Source organism: Aerococcus sp. 150760013-2 (assembly GCF_053627715.1).
Genome location: NZ_JBSEYI010000001.1, coordinates 175,489 through 192,344, shown reverse-complemented (window position 1 = coordinate 192,344; position 16,856 = coordinate 175,489). Strand labels below are relative to the sequence as shown.

At 38.3% G+C, this 16,856-nt stretch carries 11 protein-coding genes; 6 read left to right on the top strand and 5 right to left on the bottom strand.

Annotated elements, in window-relative coordinates; translation table 11 throughout:
• Positions 1 to 296: 296 nt before the first annotated feature.
• Positions 297 to 1,058 carry a gamma-glutamyl-gamma-aminobutyrate hydrolase family protein gene (locus tag ACUW85_RS00865; RefSeq protein WP_182022975.1) on the bottom strand — a complete coding sequence of 254 codons (762 nt, stop codon included), beginning with the start codon at positions 1,056 to 1,058 and terminating at the stop codon, positions 297 to 299.
• A 199-nt stretch (positions 1,059 to 1,257) separates the two neighbouring features.
• Between ACUW85_RS00865 and ACUW85_RS00860 the strand changes: the two genes are divergently transcribed.
• From ACUW85_RS00860 to ACUW85_RS00850, 3 genes are all read left to right on the top strand, one after another.
• Positions 1,258 to 2,334, top strand: coding sequence for an iron-containing alcohol dehydrogenase family protein (locus ACUW85_RS00860; RefSeq protein ID WP_259345320.1), 1,077 nt, complete (start codon positions 1,258 to 1,260; stop codon positions 2,332 to 2,334).
• A 412-nt stretch (positions 2,335 to 2,746) separates the two neighbouring features.
• Entirely contained in the window at positions 2,747 to 4,447 is a 1,701-nt protein-coding gene (gene argS, locus ACUW85_RS00855; RefSeq protein ID WP_059134207.1) for an arginine--tRNA ligase, read from the top strand.
• Between the two features lie 325 nt (positions 4,448 to 4,772).
• Entirely contained in the window at positions 4,773 to 6,071 is a 1,299-nt protein-coding gene (locus ACUW85_RS00850; protein WP_182022977.1) for a uracil-xanthine permease family protein, read from the top strand.
• A gap of 87 nt (positions 6,072 to 6,158) precedes the next feature.
• On the opposite strand, the gene ACUW85_RS00845 is transcribed toward ACUW85_RS00850, so the two are convergent.
• Positions 6,159 to 7,370, bottom strand: coding sequence for an O-antigen ligase family protein (locus ACUW85_RS00845; protein WP_310648927.1), 1,212 nt, complete (start codon positions 7,368 to 7,370; stop codon positions 6,159 to 6,161).
• Between the two features lie 205 nt (positions 7,371 to 7,575).
• Between ACUW85_RS00845 and ACUW85_RS00840 the strand changes: the two genes are divergently transcribed.
• Positions 7,576 to 8,283, top strand: coding sequence for a dihydrolipoamide dehydrogenase (locus ACUW85_RS00840; protein ID WP_182022979.1), 708 nt, complete (start codon positions 7,576 to 7,578; stop codon positions 8,281 to 8,283).
• Positions 8,262 to 9,614: a glutathione-disulfide reductase gene (gene gorA / locus ACUW85_RS00835; RefSeq protein ID WP_149358486.1), complete on the top strand. Its 1,353-nt coding sequence runs from the start codon at positions 8,262 to 8,264 to the stop codon at positions 9,612 to 9,614. The genes ACUW85_RS00840 and gorA overlap by 22 nt, the downstream gene beginning before the upstream one ends.
• 116 nt (positions 9,615 to 9,730) lie before the next feature.
• Here the strand turns inward: gorA and ACUW85_RS00830 are convergent, their stop codons facing one another.
• From ACUW85_RS00830 to ACUW85_RS00820, 3 genes are all read right to left on the bottom strand, one after another.
• A complete protein-coding gene (locus ACUW85_RS00830) occupies positions 9,731 to 10,078 on the bottom strand; it encodes a hypothetical protein (protein WP_149255704.1) in 348 nt (115 codons plus the stop codon).
• Positions 10,056 to 11,369 carry a DUF1576 domain-containing protein gene (locus ACUW85_RS00825; protein WP_149314573.1) on the bottom strand — a complete coding sequence of 438 codons (1,314 nt, stop codon included), beginning with the start codon at positions 11,367 to 11,369 and terminating at the stop codon, positions 10,056 to 10,058. The genes ACUW85_RS00830 and ACUW85_RS00825 overlap by 23 nt, the downstream gene beginning before the upstream one ends.
• Before the next feature lie 194 nt (positions 11,370 to 11,563).
• A complete protein-coding gene (locus tag ACUW85_RS00820) occupies positions 11,564 to 14,278 on the bottom strand; it encodes a cation-translocating P-type ATPase (RefSeq protein WP_149314574.1) in 2,715 nt (904 codons plus the stop codon).
• Between the two features lie 350 nt (positions 14,279 to 14,628).
• Here ACUW85_RS00820 and ACUW85_RS00815 point away from each other — a divergent pair, with 350 nt between their 5' ends.
• A complete protein-coding gene (locus ACUW85_RS00815) occupies positions 14,629 to 16,776 on the top strand; it encodes a Tex family protein (RefSeq protein ID WP_149314575.1) in 2,148 nt (715 codons plus the stop codon).
• Positions 16,777 to 16,856 lie beyond the last annotated feature (80 nt).

The following is a 16,856-nucleotide window of genomic DNA, read 5'->3' as shown; positions in this document are numbered from 1 at the left end:
GATTGCCATTGGTGCAGGTATTATTGTCTTATTGGTGACAGAATTAGATAAATATTTCCGTTAAAATAAAGTGAATAATTAACAAAAGTCATTTTAAATAAAAGAACTGCCGCTTTCTCTAAATTAGAGTGAGCAGGCAGTTCTTTTTTGCAGCTTATCTTGCTATTGTATGCATTTACTTCTTTTATTGATTTTCTAGTTCAGCAGTAAAGTCTTCGTAGGTTTGATTAGCGTCGATACCTTGTTGCCAGTACATTCAAAGCCAATTCACTAGAAAAAGAAAGCGTTTAATTTTATTAGAAATTGTTGAACCACTCAAATATTGGTAGCATATTGTCTTCAAGGTTATCTGTCATCATTTCCGGATGCCACTGTACCCCTAAAATATTATAGGTCGATTTGGACTTGTCCACTTCATAGGATTCTATGACCCCATCATTGGCCCAAGCTGTTGCCTTAAGTAGGGGTGATAGGTCTTCAATCACTTGGTGGTGGTAGGTGTTAATCAGCAGTGTTTTTGGATTATCAAACAGGTTGCTGATGATAGACCCTTTTTCCAATTGGATTGAGTGGTGCGGGAAGTGCATACGACTCCAATTCTGAATGTGTTGAACGGCATTGGCCTGACCGATTGGGTATTCGCTTAAATCTTGGTAAACTGTCCCATTGAGTAGGATATTAATCAATTGGAAACCACGACAGATGCCTAATATCGGAATATTCTTCTTGGTGGCAGCTTCAAATAGCGCCCGTTCCCAACGATCTCGTGGGGGATAGACACTTTGTAATTTAGGCGAAGGCTCGCGGCCGTAAAGTAGCGGTGAAACGTCTTGTCCACCAGTAAATACAAGCCCGTCCAATTTGGCAACATACAGTTCTGCCAAAGCTAAGTCTTCTTGTAATGGGATAATAATTGGCATATGGCCAGCCATAGTTAATGATTTACTATAACCGTGGGGACTATAATCACGCATAAATTCATCCCAGTCATGATCTAGGGCGTTATGGTTTCCGGTAACACCAATGACCTGTTTATATGTGGATACTTTATTATTCATACTGTCACTCCAAACTTTGATTTCCTATCTATTATACCAACAAACACTGGGGTAGGGTCAACTTAGACTACTTTTTCAAGATGATAGCGAATAAGGATAACAATTGATAGCTAATCGATACCCTGAAAAAGAGCTCAATTCTTCGAATATTACAATATTGAATGGTATATTAATTGCAGCGGATTTAAGGAAGAAGGAAATGAATATGAGCATATCAGTGAATTTACCAAGTTTTACGATCGGGCCGGATGCCTATGACGATATTAAAAAATACGCAGGTTTTGCAGGAGAGAAAGTAGCCATCATAGGTGGAGAAACTGCTTTGGAGAAGGCTTTGCCAAGATTGAAACCAGCGATTCAAGCAGCCGGTTTAACCATTACCGCCATTGAATGGTATGGGGGTGAAGCTTCTTATTCAAACATTGATCGCCTTGTCGCTTTAAACCAAGTTCAAGCAGCAGATATGATTTTTGCGGTCGGTAGCGGGCGTGCCATTGATACTGGTAAAACAGTTTCAGCTAAACTTGAAAAGCCAATTTTCACTTTCCCAACAATTGCCTCGAACTGTGCGCCAACTTCATCCGTTTGCGTCTTATATAATGACGACCATGAATCAGCGGGTTCATACCGGTTACATGCACCGGCCGTCCATTCATTTGCCGACTCAACTATTATTGCTGAAGCACCTGAGCAATACATTTGGGCCGGAATCGGTGACGCAATTTCTAAAGAAGTAGAAGTATCTTTTTCAGCTGAGGGACGAGAATTAGCCTACAATAATACAATCGGTGTCCATATTGTCCAAGGGGCTAACCAACGTGTCTTGAAAAATGGCTTAGCGGCACTTGAAGCTGCCAAAGCCCATCAGGAATCGCCTGCTATCGACAATATTTTATTTGAGATACTTGGGACAACTTCTTATACGTCAGTATTAGTAGATCACGACTATAACGGTCACTTTGCCCACTCATTCTACTACGGAGTAACTGTCTTACCTCAAGGGGAAAGACACTTGCACGGTGAAATCGTATCTTACGGGGTATTAATCGTTCTACAATTGGCTAAAAAGTATGACGAATTGAAAGAAATTCGTGATTTCATGATTTCAGTGGGTTTACCAACGTCATTAAAAGCCTTAGAAATTGAAATTGACGAAGATTTGAAAACGGTATTAGATAAGGCCTTTACCTTAGATCATATTCAAACATCACCATTTGAAATTAACCGTCAAATGGTTGAAGATGCTATTCAAGAAGTTGAAAAATTAAACCAATAATTTGATGCATCATCATTTATATAATCGAGTGTGGGCTGTGGCGAAATGCTGCAGTCCCTATTTTGGATTTTTGAAGTGGTGAGGGCAGGGCGGGTAAAGTAACTTTTGCAGTCGGTCCATAAAACATGATAGAATGATAGCGATGAATAAGAAGCTTTATGCATGTAGAGCCTTTTATATTTGGGGAAAAAGTGATACAATTGACTAATTGTAAAGCAGTTTTTTTACAAAGTGCCCGGTTCTTACCAGAAGGATTTTAATGTGTTTGATAGGTGGTTTAGAATAACCAAGTAAACTAGCAAGAGACATATAAATTCATGAATCGGCCTTCAATATATAAATCAAAATAAGAGGCAAGTTGGCATCTGACTAAGTTGATGATTTGTCTTATTTTTCGAGAGGAGAACACTTAATGGACTTAAAAAATCAAGTTGCCCAAGTCATTAAATCGAGCATTGAAACTGAATTGACTTTGGAACAAATTCAAAATCTATTAGAAGTACCAAAACATGAAGGACACGGGGATATCGCCTTCCCATGTTTTATTTTTGCTAAGGAATTGCGCAAAGCGCCTCAAGCCATTGCACAGGAAATTGCACCACAAATTGAGGGAGAAATTGTAGACCGTGTTGAAGCAGTTGGCCCATACATCAACTTCTTCTTAAATCAAACATTGGTGACACAAGCGATCCTAACTGAGATTTATGAAGCAGGTAACCACTTTGGTGAATTAGCCATTGGACACGGTGAAAATATCACCATCGATATGTCTAGTCCAAACATTGCGAAACCAATGTCAATGGGACACTTACGTTCAACTGTTATCGGGAATGCCATTGCCAACATCACAACAAAAGTTGGGTTCAATCCAGTACGTATCAACCACTTGGGTGACTGGGGGACACAATTCGGTAAGTTGATTGTTGGTTACAAAAAATGGGGTTCTGAAGAAGCTGTTCGTGAAAACCCAATTCAAGAATTGTTGAAATACTATGTACAATTCCATGAAGAAGCAGAAAATGATGAAAGTCTTGAAGATGAAGGACGTCTATGGTTTAAAAAATTAGAAGACGGCGATCCAGAAGCTTATGCATTATGGAAATGGTTTAAAGACGAATCATTAAAAGAATTCCAACGCATCTATGATATCCTTGGCATTGAATTTGATTCTTACAACGGGGAAGCATTCTACTCAGATAAAATGCCAGCTGTTATCGACGAATTAGATGACAAAGGCTTATTAAAAGTGGACCGCGGTGCAACAATCGTTGATTTAGAGGCTTATAACTTAAACCCAGCTTTAATTAAAAAATCTGATGGGGCGACTTTATATATCACACGTGATTTAGCAACAGCTTTATACCGTAAGGATACTTATAACTTCGACCAATCGCTTTACGTGGTAGGTAACGAACAAAGTAACCACTTCAAGCAATTAAAAGCTGTATTAGAGTTAATGGGATATGACTGGGCTGCAGACATTAACCACATTCCATTTGGTTTAATTACTCAAGATGGTAAGAAGTTATCTACTCGTAAAGGTAATGTTGTATTGTTAGAAGACGTATTAAACGATGCCATTGACTTGGCCTTCAAACAAATTAACGAGAAAAACCCTGACTTAGAAAATAAAGAAGAAGTTGCCCATCAAGTTGGTGTTGGTGCTGTTATTTTCCATGACTTGAAAAATGACCGCTTAAATAGCTTCGACTTCAACTTAGAAGAAGTTGTGCAATTTGAAGGGGAGACTGGCCCATATGTACAATATGCCAATGCTCGTGCTCACTCAATCTTGCGCAAAGGAAACTTTGAGCCGGCTAAGATCAGCGAAATGACAAACTTCAACCTAGATAGCGATGAAGCTTTCCAAGTATTGAAAGAATTGAACCGGTACCCAGATATCGTAGCTAGTGCATATGAAAAATACGAACCATCTGTTGTGGCTAAATACTTATTAGCCTTATCTCAACAATTCAACAAATACTATGCACATACACGTATCCTAACTGAAGATGATCAATTACAATCGCGTTTAGCATTAGTATATGCCTTAACACAAGTGTTAGAATCTGGTTTAGCTATCCTTGGCGTACAAGCACCAAGCCAAATGTAATTTTTTGGACGCTAGGTTGTTAAAACCGATTTAAAACAAAATATGTTTTCATAGGAGAAGGGTAGTCACTGCCTTTCTCCTTTTTATTGACTTTTAACTCATATTCTTCTAAGAATTCTCATCTACCTTTAAAAATTCTATACAAGTGTCTTGACTTTAAATATCAAACCTTTATAATAATGAAAGCATAAAATCCTGTGAAGCATTGAGGGCGGGACCCGAGGTGTGACCAAATAATATCAATTGTGTTCTTAGGTCAATTTGCGAATGGCCTTATTTTTTTGGGGAAAAATAGAGTAAAACAAATTTGAGGGAGATGTGATTTATGGCAATTAAAGCGAAACCACTTTTATTAGATGTAGAGGAAAAGCCGTTGTTCGCGAAAGGTTTATTATTGAGTTTTCAACATATATTTGCAATGTTTGGAGCAACAGTATTGGTGCCAATTCTTTTAGGTATGCCTGTATCTGTTGCTCTTTTTGCGAGTGGGATTGGGACTTTAATTTATCAAGTTGCAACTAAAGCGAAAGTACCCGTTTACTTAGGGTCATCATTTGCTTATATTACAGCGATGCAAATTGCAATTCAACAAATGGGCGGAGATGTTTCAGCAGCCCAAACTGGTGTCATCATTTCTGGTATAGTCTACGTTCTTGTAGCGATTGCGATTCATTTTGCAGGTACTAACTGGATTGATAAATTATTACCGCCAATCGTTATTGGACCTATGATCATGGTAATTGGTTTAGGTTTATCATCAAGTGCGGTAGCCAATGCAGGTTTCGCAGAAGATGGAGATGTACGTAACATCGTCGTAGCTGTTGCGACCTTCTTGATCACAGCCCTTGTCCAAACAAGAGCGAAAGGCTTTTTCAAAATTATTCCGTTCTTAGTAGGGATTATTGGTGGTTATATTGTAGCGGTCCTATTGGGGATTGTAGATTTTACACCAGTTGTAGAAGCGCAGTGGTTTGAGTTGCCAGATTTATACCTACCATTTGAGACATCTCTGTTTGAATCATATAATTTATACTTTGGTCCTGAAACATGGGCGATCGTACCTATTGTCTTGGTAACTATTTCAGAACATATTGGTGACCATACAGTATTAGGTAAAATTGTTGGCCGTAACTTCCTAAAAGATCCAGGTCTAAGCAGAACCATAATCGGTGATGGGGTAGCCACTGCAGTGTCAGCCTTCATCGGTGGACCAGCGAATACGACATATGGTGAAAACACTGGGGTGATTGGTTTAACGCGTGTGGCTTCTGTATCAGTTATCCGAAACGCCGCTATTATCGCTATTATCTTAGCCTTCCTTGGTAAATTTACTGCCTTGATTTCAACAATTCCAAACGCTGTAGTCGGTGGGATGTCTATATTACTTTACGGGATTATCGCAAGTAACGGTTTGAAAGTCATGATTGAAGAACAAATCGACTTCAACCAAGTACGGAACTTAATTATTGCATCAGCAATGTTGGTTATTGGTTTAGGTGGCGCGGTCTTAGACCTTGGTTACTTAACCTTCTCAGGAACTGCCTTATCAGCCATCGTTGGTATCGTATTAAACTTAATCTTACCTGCAGAAGTGAATTTCCAAGCAGATAGAGACGTTAAATAATTAAATAAAAATTTTTAGCAAAACGGCGGTTGAGATAGCTTAGTCTCAACCGCCGTTTTAGCATTTATTGTTTTTCAAATGTGTTAATTAGTCTCTAGAATAGTCTTTATCTTCGCCTTGTAATTCTGGGTTGGTTTCAACTTCGTGGTACATGTTATGGATAGACAGTACAACGAACAAGAATAAGAAGGCTGTTTGTAACCAGAAAATGGTCAAATCAAACATACCGTGCAGGATAACGATACTGCAGAAACTACAAATCAAGGCTAAACGTCGACGTAAAATCGGATATTGCCGCATTTGATGAATCTTCTTGCCTAATGAAATCAGCGAAGGTAACAATATACCTGTCCCAACGGCACCGTAGGAAAGAAGGGTGTCTAGAACAATATTATGGGCATGTTGAGTGTATTTGTCCCCATAGTCTTGCCAGACATTGAGATAAGTCAAAGGCCCTTGTCCAAACCAAAAGTTATCTCTTAAGCCTTTCAAGCCGATTTCCCAGATGACAAACCGGTCTTCAAAAGCAAATCCTAAGTCCTCAAATCTTGGAAGGAAACCTAATTTGATAGCGATCAGTGTGCCAATCGTGGCAGTTAGAAATGTCCCAACTGCTATTTTTTTATAACCTAATACGAAATAGAATACAAAGAGTGTCCCAATCACCACGAGTAGTGAGGTACGGGTCCCGGTATAGCTGATCGCGAATAGGTTGCATAAGGATATAAATAGGAAAACGAATTTCTTCCGGTATTTGGTCGTCCGCATCATTTTGTAGAGGCCGATGAAGAAGAAGAATTCTAGCATCATGGCATAGTAATTGGGGTTGGCAAATGTTGCTTCCGCCCGACCGTTGTGGATGCGGTTAATCTCTGGGGATATGAAACTGTAATCCCATTCTGGTACCCAATTTAAATATTCAAAGGTTGCGAATATAAAGATGATAAATGAGCCAATTAAGGCAATGTTCAACAATTCTTCAACGTAATAGGGTCGAATGACTTGCTGGTAATAGTTAAAATAGATAGCGATTGGTATAAAGGCAATCGAAATCCCTAATCCTGCCCAGTTTTGAAAGATAAATGAAATCACTGCTGAATACGCAATAAATATCCATATTGAGGTTGCCACTTCTCGCTTAATGTAGCGCGGGCCAAGTAGGCCTAACATGAATAAGAATATAAATATGACAGCGAAAGTGACTAAGGTCATATAAAATGGAAATAGGTTACTGATAAATAATATCGAGATCAGTAATGATTGAACTGGCCAGGTTAGTTGAGCTTCTGGTTTACTCACCAAAAGTACACCTCCCTAATGTAATCATAATTATCATTATAGCAACAATTCACGGGAAAAACACGGATAGGTCGCAATATTATCAGATTTTTAAGACCTTTAATTTGTGGTGCGGGCAAGGAGTAAATTCCTATTCTATAAGCACTATAATTAAAAGATAGGTTGAATAATGATATAATAAGTTATATTGATTGGAGGGACGGATATGGAAAAACTCATTTGGACCGGACTTGATGAAAAGGCCTTTAAACCTTACAAGTCTTGGATAAACAAAGGTAGTCCTGGTATCTGTGGCACCTATTGTGCTGCGGTATTAACACACTTTACAGTGCTTAGGGACACCAACCATTGGATGGCTAAACAGGACCTAATTAATGCCTTTAAAAAAGTTGTCGACGACTACCACCTACATAATGGGACTTTTTATTGGAATGTGGAAACAGGCTTAAATTCGGTATTCAATTTCGAAAATTACCGTGCGAAATCAGGCTTATTACCGGATATTGAAGTGCCTAAGTTAATTAATCAATACCAAGCACCAGTCATCGTTGGTACCTTAAAATATTTAGGTTCCGCCTATAAAAACCATTGGCTAATTGCCTATGCTTACGCTTATGACGAGAAAAATGATTTATATTTTAAAGTTTACGACAATCACGGTAAATACAATGCGGTCATTCCAGCTAAACAAACGAATGCCTATGTGTATTTAGAGCCGATCCAAGCAACGACAATAGAGCCGTCTACTGACGAAATAATAAATGAAGTGGACGATTTTACGAAAGATATTGCGATTGAAACCAATCAAGCGAGACAAATCTTTTTAAAACGACAAGCTAAAGAAGCTGAAGAACGTAAGAAAAAACAAATTTTTGGAAAAGAGTGGGATGAATGGAAAGATATGATTATATAAGTATCGGCGGTGGGAGTGCTGGTATCGCATCAGCAAACCGTGCCGCTGAATATGGAGCTAAAGCTTTAATTATCGAGAAAAGAGATGTTGGTGGTACCTGTGTAAATAGAGGTTGTGTACCTAAGAAGATTTCCTGGCATGGCACGATGCTCAGAGACCAGATCAACGAGTACGGTTCTGCATATGGCCTAAACTTCACTGAAGAAGGTCCAGTTGACTACCCTGTATTAAAAGCCAATAGAGATGCTTATATTGACCGCATTCACGGTGGTTATGCATCTGGTTTTAAATCTCGTGGGACCCATTATTTAGCGGGTGAAGCGAAATTTATCGACAACCACACAGTAGAGGTTGACGGCGTTCAATATACAGCGCCACATATCGCCATCGTTCCAGGTGGCCGTCCACGTTTAATTGACCTACCGGGTATTGATTTAGTAGATACTTCTGACGACTTTTTCGAATGGAAAACTTTACCAGAAAGCGTCTTAATCATTGGTGCAGGTTATGTGGCAACCGAATTTGCGGGCGTATTAAATGGCCTAGGTGTCAAAACAAGCCAAGCTGTTCGACATGACCGTCCTTTAAGAGGATACGATCAAGCAATTATCGAAGTCTTAGTTGATGAAATGAAGAAAACGGGCATTGAATTGCTGACTGAAAGCGATCCTGAATCCATTGAACAATTAGCTGATGGTTCACTTCGCGTAAACTTTAAAAATGGCCAACATGCTGATGCTGAAAAAGTGATTTACGCCATCGGACGTACACCAAATACAGATAATATCGGTTTGGAAAATACAGATGTTAAATTAACAAAATCAGGCCACATCAAAGTGGATGACTACCATAATACCAATGTGGAAGGCTTATATGCCTTTGGTGACGTTATAGGTAAAGTTGAATTAACACCGGTAGCCATTATGGCGGGTAGAACATTATCCGATACCATTTTTAATGGTGCTGACCCGTACTTATTAGACTATGACACAGTACCAACTGTCATCTTTACCCATCCAGCAATCGGGGCGATTGGTTATTCAGAAGAGGCAGCTAAAGAAAAATTTGGTGCGGACAAGGTGAAAGTGTATACTTCAAACTTCACGCCAATGTATTCAGCAGTTTCAGAAAACCGACAACCAGCACGGTTTAAATTGATTACCCAAGGCGACGATGAAGTGGTTGTTGGTGTTCATGGGATTGGTTATGCCGTAGAAGAAATGATGCAAGGATTTGCGGTTGGTGTTCGTTTAGGATTAACCAAGGAACAATTCGACCAAACAATTGCCATCCATCCAACAGGCGCAGAAGAATTCGTCACCATGCGCTAAATTTAATAGCATACAAAAAAAAGCGTCCATCAGGAATCAGAAATCCTAATGGACGCTTTTTGTATGGATGTCAATAGACCTGGATGCAAAAAGATTGATTTGCTTTGATTCAATTTTTAATGATAAACGCGCTCGATATAAATTTGGAAGCCGGCCTCAGATACGTCAAAAGTAACATAATCGATAACTGCAGCTAAAATTTCTGTATTAAAAGTATCATTACGGATACCAAGAAGGTCCTCATAATAATATTCAATTTCTGGTTGTCTCTTAGCATTTAACTCATTTAGTTGATCAACAAAGGAGTGCGGAAGATTAGATTTTTTTCCATCAAATTTAATTACAGACGTAGATTGCTTATCGGTCGCGATGGATAGCTCCATTTGGTATTTATTAATTTCATAATGATCAAATAAGTTCATAAATTCTGATATAATACGATTAACCTTTGCGTATTCTCTCATGTTTGTTAATTCTCTCCTTTATGACATCAAGTATAGGGACAAGGAACGCTGCAACAAAACCTCCAGAAAAGCCATTATTGTATAGGTTCAATCCGGCATGGGCAGTACCAGTGTTTTGCACAACTGCTGCATGCAAAGCACCGGCAACAAGACCTGCCTTCCATCCATAATGCCCAGCGATTGGTGCTAGGGTAGTACCAAATAATGCAGCTAATAGTGAACTTGTTGTGTTAGGGTTGTCAATATGCATAGCAATTTGCATCAAATAAATACCTACCATAATAGGGATGATATTAAATGGGTTTTTACCAAATGCTGCAAAACCAATTACAGTCAAGACTCCGCCAACAACTGCACCTTCTAGTTGGCCACCAACAATATGCACATATGTGATAGCAATTAAACCTAGAATACCCATATTCATTAAGGTAATGGGTGTACCAAATTCAATCACAATATCTGAGATTAGTTGTCCGGAAGATTTTCGCAAGTTCATATAACCCTTAAATGAATAATCATTCAAAATAAAACCCGATAAGAATAACACAAGTGAAAAAACGAGAAAAAACCATGTTACGAGCGGACTAAATAATTGTTGGGGTTCAATATCGTAAGATACCGGCAATTCGAAAACCCGCATTATAGATGCAATCAGTAATCCTATAACACCAGCAGTGAAACCAGTATTATATAGATTAAATCCCTGATGAAATCGTATAAAGCTAGATGAGACTGGGTGGATTACGAAACCAATCATTACCCCGGACAAGATACCAACCGGCATACCTATATAGATGGGTAACCCCTGCCCAAATGTGATTAAAGACACTACAGGACTTAGAGCTGAAGAAAAAAGAGCACCCAATAGTAGGTTTGCAATCGGCGTATCCGAATATTTGCTATAAAGAAAGGTACCAATTAGAAACGGTATCGAATTATATAAGTTTTTCCCGAAGAAGGAAAAGCCCATAACTGTCAATATTGCAGCTAAAAGTGGACCAGTAATTTTAGGGGCGTTACGATGTATAAAAAAAGTATTGGCTAAAGTTAAAGTTCCTACGTTAAAAAAAGTTGCACCTATTCCACCAACTTCAAAATAATCCGTAATTAAATTACTAGGAGACAAGAGAATTGTCCAATAACCAGATATTAAAGTGCTAGGTGATTGCATAATTAATCCAAATAATATAAAAATGCTAGCTACTGTATAGAAGAATAAGGGTTTAATTTCAGTTTTACCAAAGAACAGAACTAAAAATCGTTGTAGTTGATTGTTGATTGTATTGCGCATCTAAAACCACCTTTATATAGTATAGTTTATTTTTATTCAATTTTAGCAAGAATTTGGTAGGTAAACAAGCAAAAATTGCAAAGATATATAATGAGATAAACTCAGGAAAAACAGATCATATGACACAATGTAAAAGGGCTATGACGGAAGTGTCACAGCCCTTTGTAGCTTAAAAAAGCAAATAGATAAAATTGTTATTTGTTTAATTCTGACCCCGCATCAAATTTTTCATCCCAACCAGTAGCACGGATAATAAATTTACCGATTTCTACGTAAAGTACTACAGAAGCAGCAGCTAATAGAATTACAGTCCACATTTCCATAGCCATTGGGTCACCTAACAAGTGAACAGTACCGAAGGCGTCGTTTAGACCAGGTACGAATACAGTAATTAACATCAATACTGTTGAAGCTAATACTGCGATGTTTAACCACTTGTTGTCGAATGGATTTGAAGCGAATAGTGACTTGAATACTGACTTAGAGTTGTAAGCGTGGAACAATTGGATGAATGCTAATGTTAAGAAGGCCATAGCTTCTGCATCTTCCAACGGCACACCCATTTGGTAACGACCGTACCAGAATACAAATAATGTTACAGCACCTTCATAGATACCTTGATAAATAATTGATGGTAATACACCATTTGATAATAAGTTACCAGAACGTCCACGAGGTTTGTGTTCCATTACATCAGATTCCGCTGCTTCAAGACCTAAAGCAATTGCAGGGAAGGTATCAGTTACTAAGTTGATCCATAAGATATGAATAGGTTCTAAGATTGTCCAACCAAGCATTGTTGCAACGAATAAAGTCATAACCTCACCCAAGTTAGCAGATAGTAAGAATTGAACTGCTTTTTGGATATTTGAGAATACTTTACGTCCCTCTTCGATTGCAGTGATGATTGTCGCGAAGTTATCATCTGCAAGTACCATGTCAGAAGCACCTTTAGAAACTTCTGTACCAGTGATACCCATACCAATACCGATATCAGCTTGTTTCAAAGAAGGCGCGTCATTAACACCGTCACCAGTCATCGCAACAACTTTATCGTGTGATTGCCAAGCAGATACGATACGAACTTTATGTTCTGGAGATACACGCGCGTAGACTGAGTATTGTTCAACATTTGCTGCTAATTCTTCATCAGTCATTTCATTTAAGTGTGCACCAGTTGTAACTGCTTCTTCTTGACCTTCTTCAATGATACCTAAACGAGCTGCGATAGCTGCGGCGGTATCTTTGTGGTCACCAGTGATCATAACAGTACGGATACCCGCTTGTTTTGCAGTAGCGATAGAGTCTTTAGCTTCTGGACGCTCAGGGTCAATTTCCCCAACCATACCAGCGAAGATTAGATCATGCTCTAAAGTTTCTGTGTTGAATTCACCAGGTAATTCATCAATGTAACGGTAAGACATACCTAATACACGTAATGCTTGGATAGCCATAGCGTGGTTAGCGTCTAATAATTCCTTACGAGCAGCTTCATCCAATGGTAAGATTTCGCCGTTGTTCACGTAGTGTGTACATTTTTCAATAATAACATCAGGCGCGCCTTTGGTCATTGAAACGTATTTACCGTGTGATTGCTCTTCACCTAAAGTTTCGTGAACAGTAGTAGACATTTTACGATCTGAATCGAATGGTACTTCACCAACACGAGGTTGAACTTTGATTGTTTCACGTACATCGTAACCTTTGTCGAAACCGAATTGAATCATTGCAGTTTCAGTAGGGTCACCAGCTAATGAACCATCATTGGCGATTGTAGAGTCATTGGCCATATTCATAACTCGGAAAACAGGTTCGTTATGGTCAATGTCCTCAGATGCATCGTGTAATTCACCATTGTAGTAAACTTTTTCGATAGTCATCTTGTTTTGAGTTAGGGTACCAGTTTTATCTGAACAGATAACTTCAGTACCACCAAGCGTCTCAACAGCTGGTAGCTTACGCACCAAAGCACGACGATCAGCCATTTTTTGAGTACCTAATGCAAGGATAATAGTTGAGATAGCAGGTAGACCTTCTGGAAGGGCAGCAACGGCAATTGAGATTGCAGTTAATAGCATTGTGATCCAGTCAAATCCACGTAATAAACCTAGGAAGAAAATAACAACGGCAATAATAACAATTGCATAAGTTAGGAAACGAGTTAACGCGTTCATATTTTCTTGTAGTGGTGTTGTTTTACCTTCAGCGTTTTCTAACATCTCAGCGATGTTACCAACTTCAGTATCCATAGCTGTTGCAGTTACAATACCTTCACCACGACCGTAAGTTACGTTAGTAGAAGAGAATCCCATATTTAAACGGTCACCGATACCAGCGTCACCTTCAACAGGGGCCGTATCTTTAGTAACCGGTACAGATTCACCAGTTAAAGCAGCTTCTTCAATTTGTAATGAACTTGCTTTAAATAGACGTAAGTCGGCAGGAACAACGTCACCAGCTTCAAGAATTACAATATCACCAACAACGATATCTTTAGAATCGATTGCTTTAACTTCGCCACCACGACGAACGTTTGCTTTAGGTGAAGACATTTTCTTAAGAGAGTCAATAGCATCCTCAGCTTTATTTTCTTGAACAACACCCATGATTGCATTAATTAATACAACCGCAAGAATAATAATTGCATCTACCAAACCGTGAGTACCTTCTAAAATTAATGAAAGTGCTGCAGCGATTAATAAGATAATAATCATTAAATCTTTAAATTGATCCAAGAACTTTTGTAAGGTTGACTTGCGTTCACCTTCTTTAATTTCGTTCGGTCCGTTCTTCTCTAAGCGACTGGCAGCTTCAGCATCAGATAAACCTTCAGTAGAAGAATTTAATGATGTGAAGACTTGATCAGCATCTTGAGTGAAGAAAGACTGATTGTTCTTTTCTTCTGACATTAATTATCTCTCCATCCTTTAAATTATTACCCCTAAAGCAAGATCCAGAGGTTGTCTTTCAAAAAAAAGACCTATGACTACCCCTCCAAGTAGAGAAGTAGCCATAAGTCTCATCTTTTAAGACGGCACCAGCAGATATCTGCCGTATATGTTGGCGCCGCCACGATACAATAATCGCTGATTACTCCCTCATGGAACTGTTTAAGTTAAGATAATTATATTTTATTTAAGATAGAATTGCAATAATTAACTGAAATTAAAATGCGCAAAGACTGTCTAAATTTGTTGAATGGCAAAAGCACCATTTTTGGGGTATAATAATTGTTCGTGAAAAAAGAAAGGTGTTGAATATGGAGTCATCTTACATTCAAATTATTAATCAAAGCTTACCATTTAATAAAAAGCAAATTGAAAATGTATTGGGATTGCTAGAAGAGGGCAATACAGTACCTTTTATCGCTCGTTATCGTAAGGAAGTTACGCAGTCATTAGACGAGGTTCAAATTAGAGAAATTGAACATGCTTACCAATATACGAAACAATTAGAGGAAAGAAAATCATCAGTTCTTGCAAATATTGAAGAACAAGGAAAATTAACAGATGATCTAGCTAAAAAAATTAAACAAGCGACAATTTTACAAACGGTTGAAGACCTTTATGCGCCTTATAAACAAAAACGTCGTACAAAGGCAACCATTGCCAAAGAGAATGGTTTAGAAGATCTTGCCAAATGGTTATTTTCATCACCAACTACAGGTAATGTTCAAGCGGAAGCTGAAAAATTCTTAAATGACGAAATAAAAGACACTAAAATGGCCTTGGATGGGGCACACGAAATTATGGCTGAATGGATTGCAGAAGATGCAGATATTCGTCTATGGTTACGTAAATATACTTTAAAAGAAGGTAAATTAACCAGTCTAAAACGTAAAAATGCGGAAGATGAAAAAGCTATCTTCGAAATATATTACGATTTTAGCCAAAATATCCAAAACCTGAAACCTTATCAGGTATTAGCGATTAATCGGGCTGAAAAGTTGAAGATTTTAAATGTTTCTATTGAAGCTGATGAGTTTCCAATCATTGAACACTTGGTACACCGTTTTATCAAAGGCCACCCAGTGTCAACGCGCGAAATCCAAGCGGCTATTCAAGATTCATTAGATCGTTTCTTAAAACCTTCTATTGAAAGAGAATTGCGATCTAAATTAACTGAGACAGCTGAAACACATGCAATTGCCACTTTTTCAACGAACTTAGGTAACTTATTAATGCAACCGCCATTGAAAGGCCGTGTGGTTCTAGGATTAGACCCAGCATTTAGAACAGGTTGTAAGTTAGCTGTTGTTGATGCAACTGGGAAAGTGTTAGCTAAAACCGTAATTTATCCGCATGCACCGGTCAACAAAAAAGCTGAAGCCAGCAAAAAATTTATCGAATTAATCAAGACTTACCAAGTAGAAATGGTTGCGATTGGTAACGGCACAGCAAGTCGTGAGTCTGAACAGTTTGTTGCTGAACAAATCCAAGACAATGACTTAGACTTGGTTTATAGCATTGTCAATGAAGCTGGCGCTTCAGTTTATTCCGCTAGTGAAATTGCCCGCGAAGAATTTCCTGAGTATAACGTTGAAGAACGTTCAGCCGTGTCTATCGCGCGTCGCTTGCAAGACCCATTAGCTGAATTGGTAAAAATAGAACCTAAAGCCATTGGTGTAGGGCAATACCAACATGATGTTTCTCAAAAAGAACTTGCTGAAAGTTTAGATTTCACTGTTGAAACTGTGGTTAACCGGGTTGGAGTCAACTTAAATACAGCTTCTGCTTCATTATTGAGCCATGTTGCCGGCTTATCGATGACAGTTGCTAAAAATATCGTTGAGTACCGAAACGAAAATGGTGTGTTTACTGACCGCAAGCAATTAGGTAAGGTAAAGCGTTTAGGACCAAAAACATATGAACAAGCAGTTGGTTTCATCCGTATTACGGGGGGCGACAACATTTTAGATAATACAGGTATACACCCTGAAAATTATAAGGAAGTTAAGGCAATTCTGAAAGACTTAGGTATTTCTTTAGAAGAACTGCAAAGTGAAGAAGCCAGAAAAACAATTGCCAATTTCGATCTAGATGCCTTATCTGAAACATATGGTATTGGTAAAGCGACCTTAGTAGATATTCAAAAATCACTAATGACACCAGGACGTGACCCACGAGAAGACGTCGCTGCGCCAATTTTAAGATCGGATGTTCTTTCATTGAAAGATTTAAAAGTAGGGATGAAATTACAAGGTACAGTGCGTAATGTTGTGGATTTTGGTGCCTTTGTCGATGTTGGTGTCAAACAAGATGGTTTAGTCCATATTTCGAGAATGTCTACAAAATTCGTAAGTAATCCAAGTGATATCGTTTCTGTAGGTGATATTGTTGAAGTTTGGGTATCAGAAGTAGACGAGAAAAAAGGTCGAATTGGCTTAAGCATGCTTGAAATTAAATAAACTTTCTTAAAATTAGAAAATAATTAAAATTAAATTAAAAAACACTTGATTATTCTGTTTTATTTGTTATATTTAAATTA

Excerpts from the sequence above, each read along its gene's own strand:
- ACUW85_RS00815 (WP_149314575.1), top strand. The coding sequence starts at position 14,629 with ATGGAGTCATCTTACATTCAAATTATTAATCAAAGCTTACCATTTAAT.
- ACUW85_RS00840 (WP_182022979.1), top strand. The coding sequence starts at position 7,576 with ATGGAAAAACTCATTTGGACCGGACTTGATGAAAAGGCCTTTAAACCT.
- ACUW85_RS00825 (WP_149314573.1), bottom strand. The coding sequence starts at position 11,369 with ATGCGCAATACAATCAACAATCAACTACAACGATTTTTAGTTCTGTTC.
- argS (WP_059134207.1), top strand. The coding sequence starts at position 2,747 with ATGGACTTAAAAAATCAAGTTGCCCAAGTCATTAAATCGAGCATTGAA.
- ACUW85_RS00865 (WP_182022975.1), bottom strand. The coding sequence starts at position 1,058 with ATGAATAATAAAGTATCCACATATAAACAGGTCATTGGTGTTACCGGA.
- ACUW85_RS00850 (WP_182022977.1), top strand. The coding sequence starts at position 4,773 with ATGGCAATTAAAGCGAAACCACTTTTATTAGATGTAGAGGAAAAGCCG.
- gorA (WP_149358486.1), top strand. The coding sequence starts at position 8,262 with ATGGAAAGATATGATTATATAAGTATCGGCGGTGGGAGTGCTGGTATC.
- ACUW85_RS00820 (WP_149314574.1), bottom strand. The coding sequence starts at position 14,278 with ATGTCAGAAGAAAAGAACAATCAGTCTTTCTTCACTCAAGATGCTGAT.
- ACUW85_RS00860 (WP_259345320.1), top strand. The coding sequence starts at position 1,258 with ATGAATATGAGCATATCAGTGAATTTACCAAGTTTTACGATCGGGCCG.
- ACUW85_RS00830 (WP_149255704.1), bottom strand. The coding sequence starts at position 10,078 with ATGAGAGAATACGCAAAGGTTAATCGTATTATATCAGAATTTATGAAC.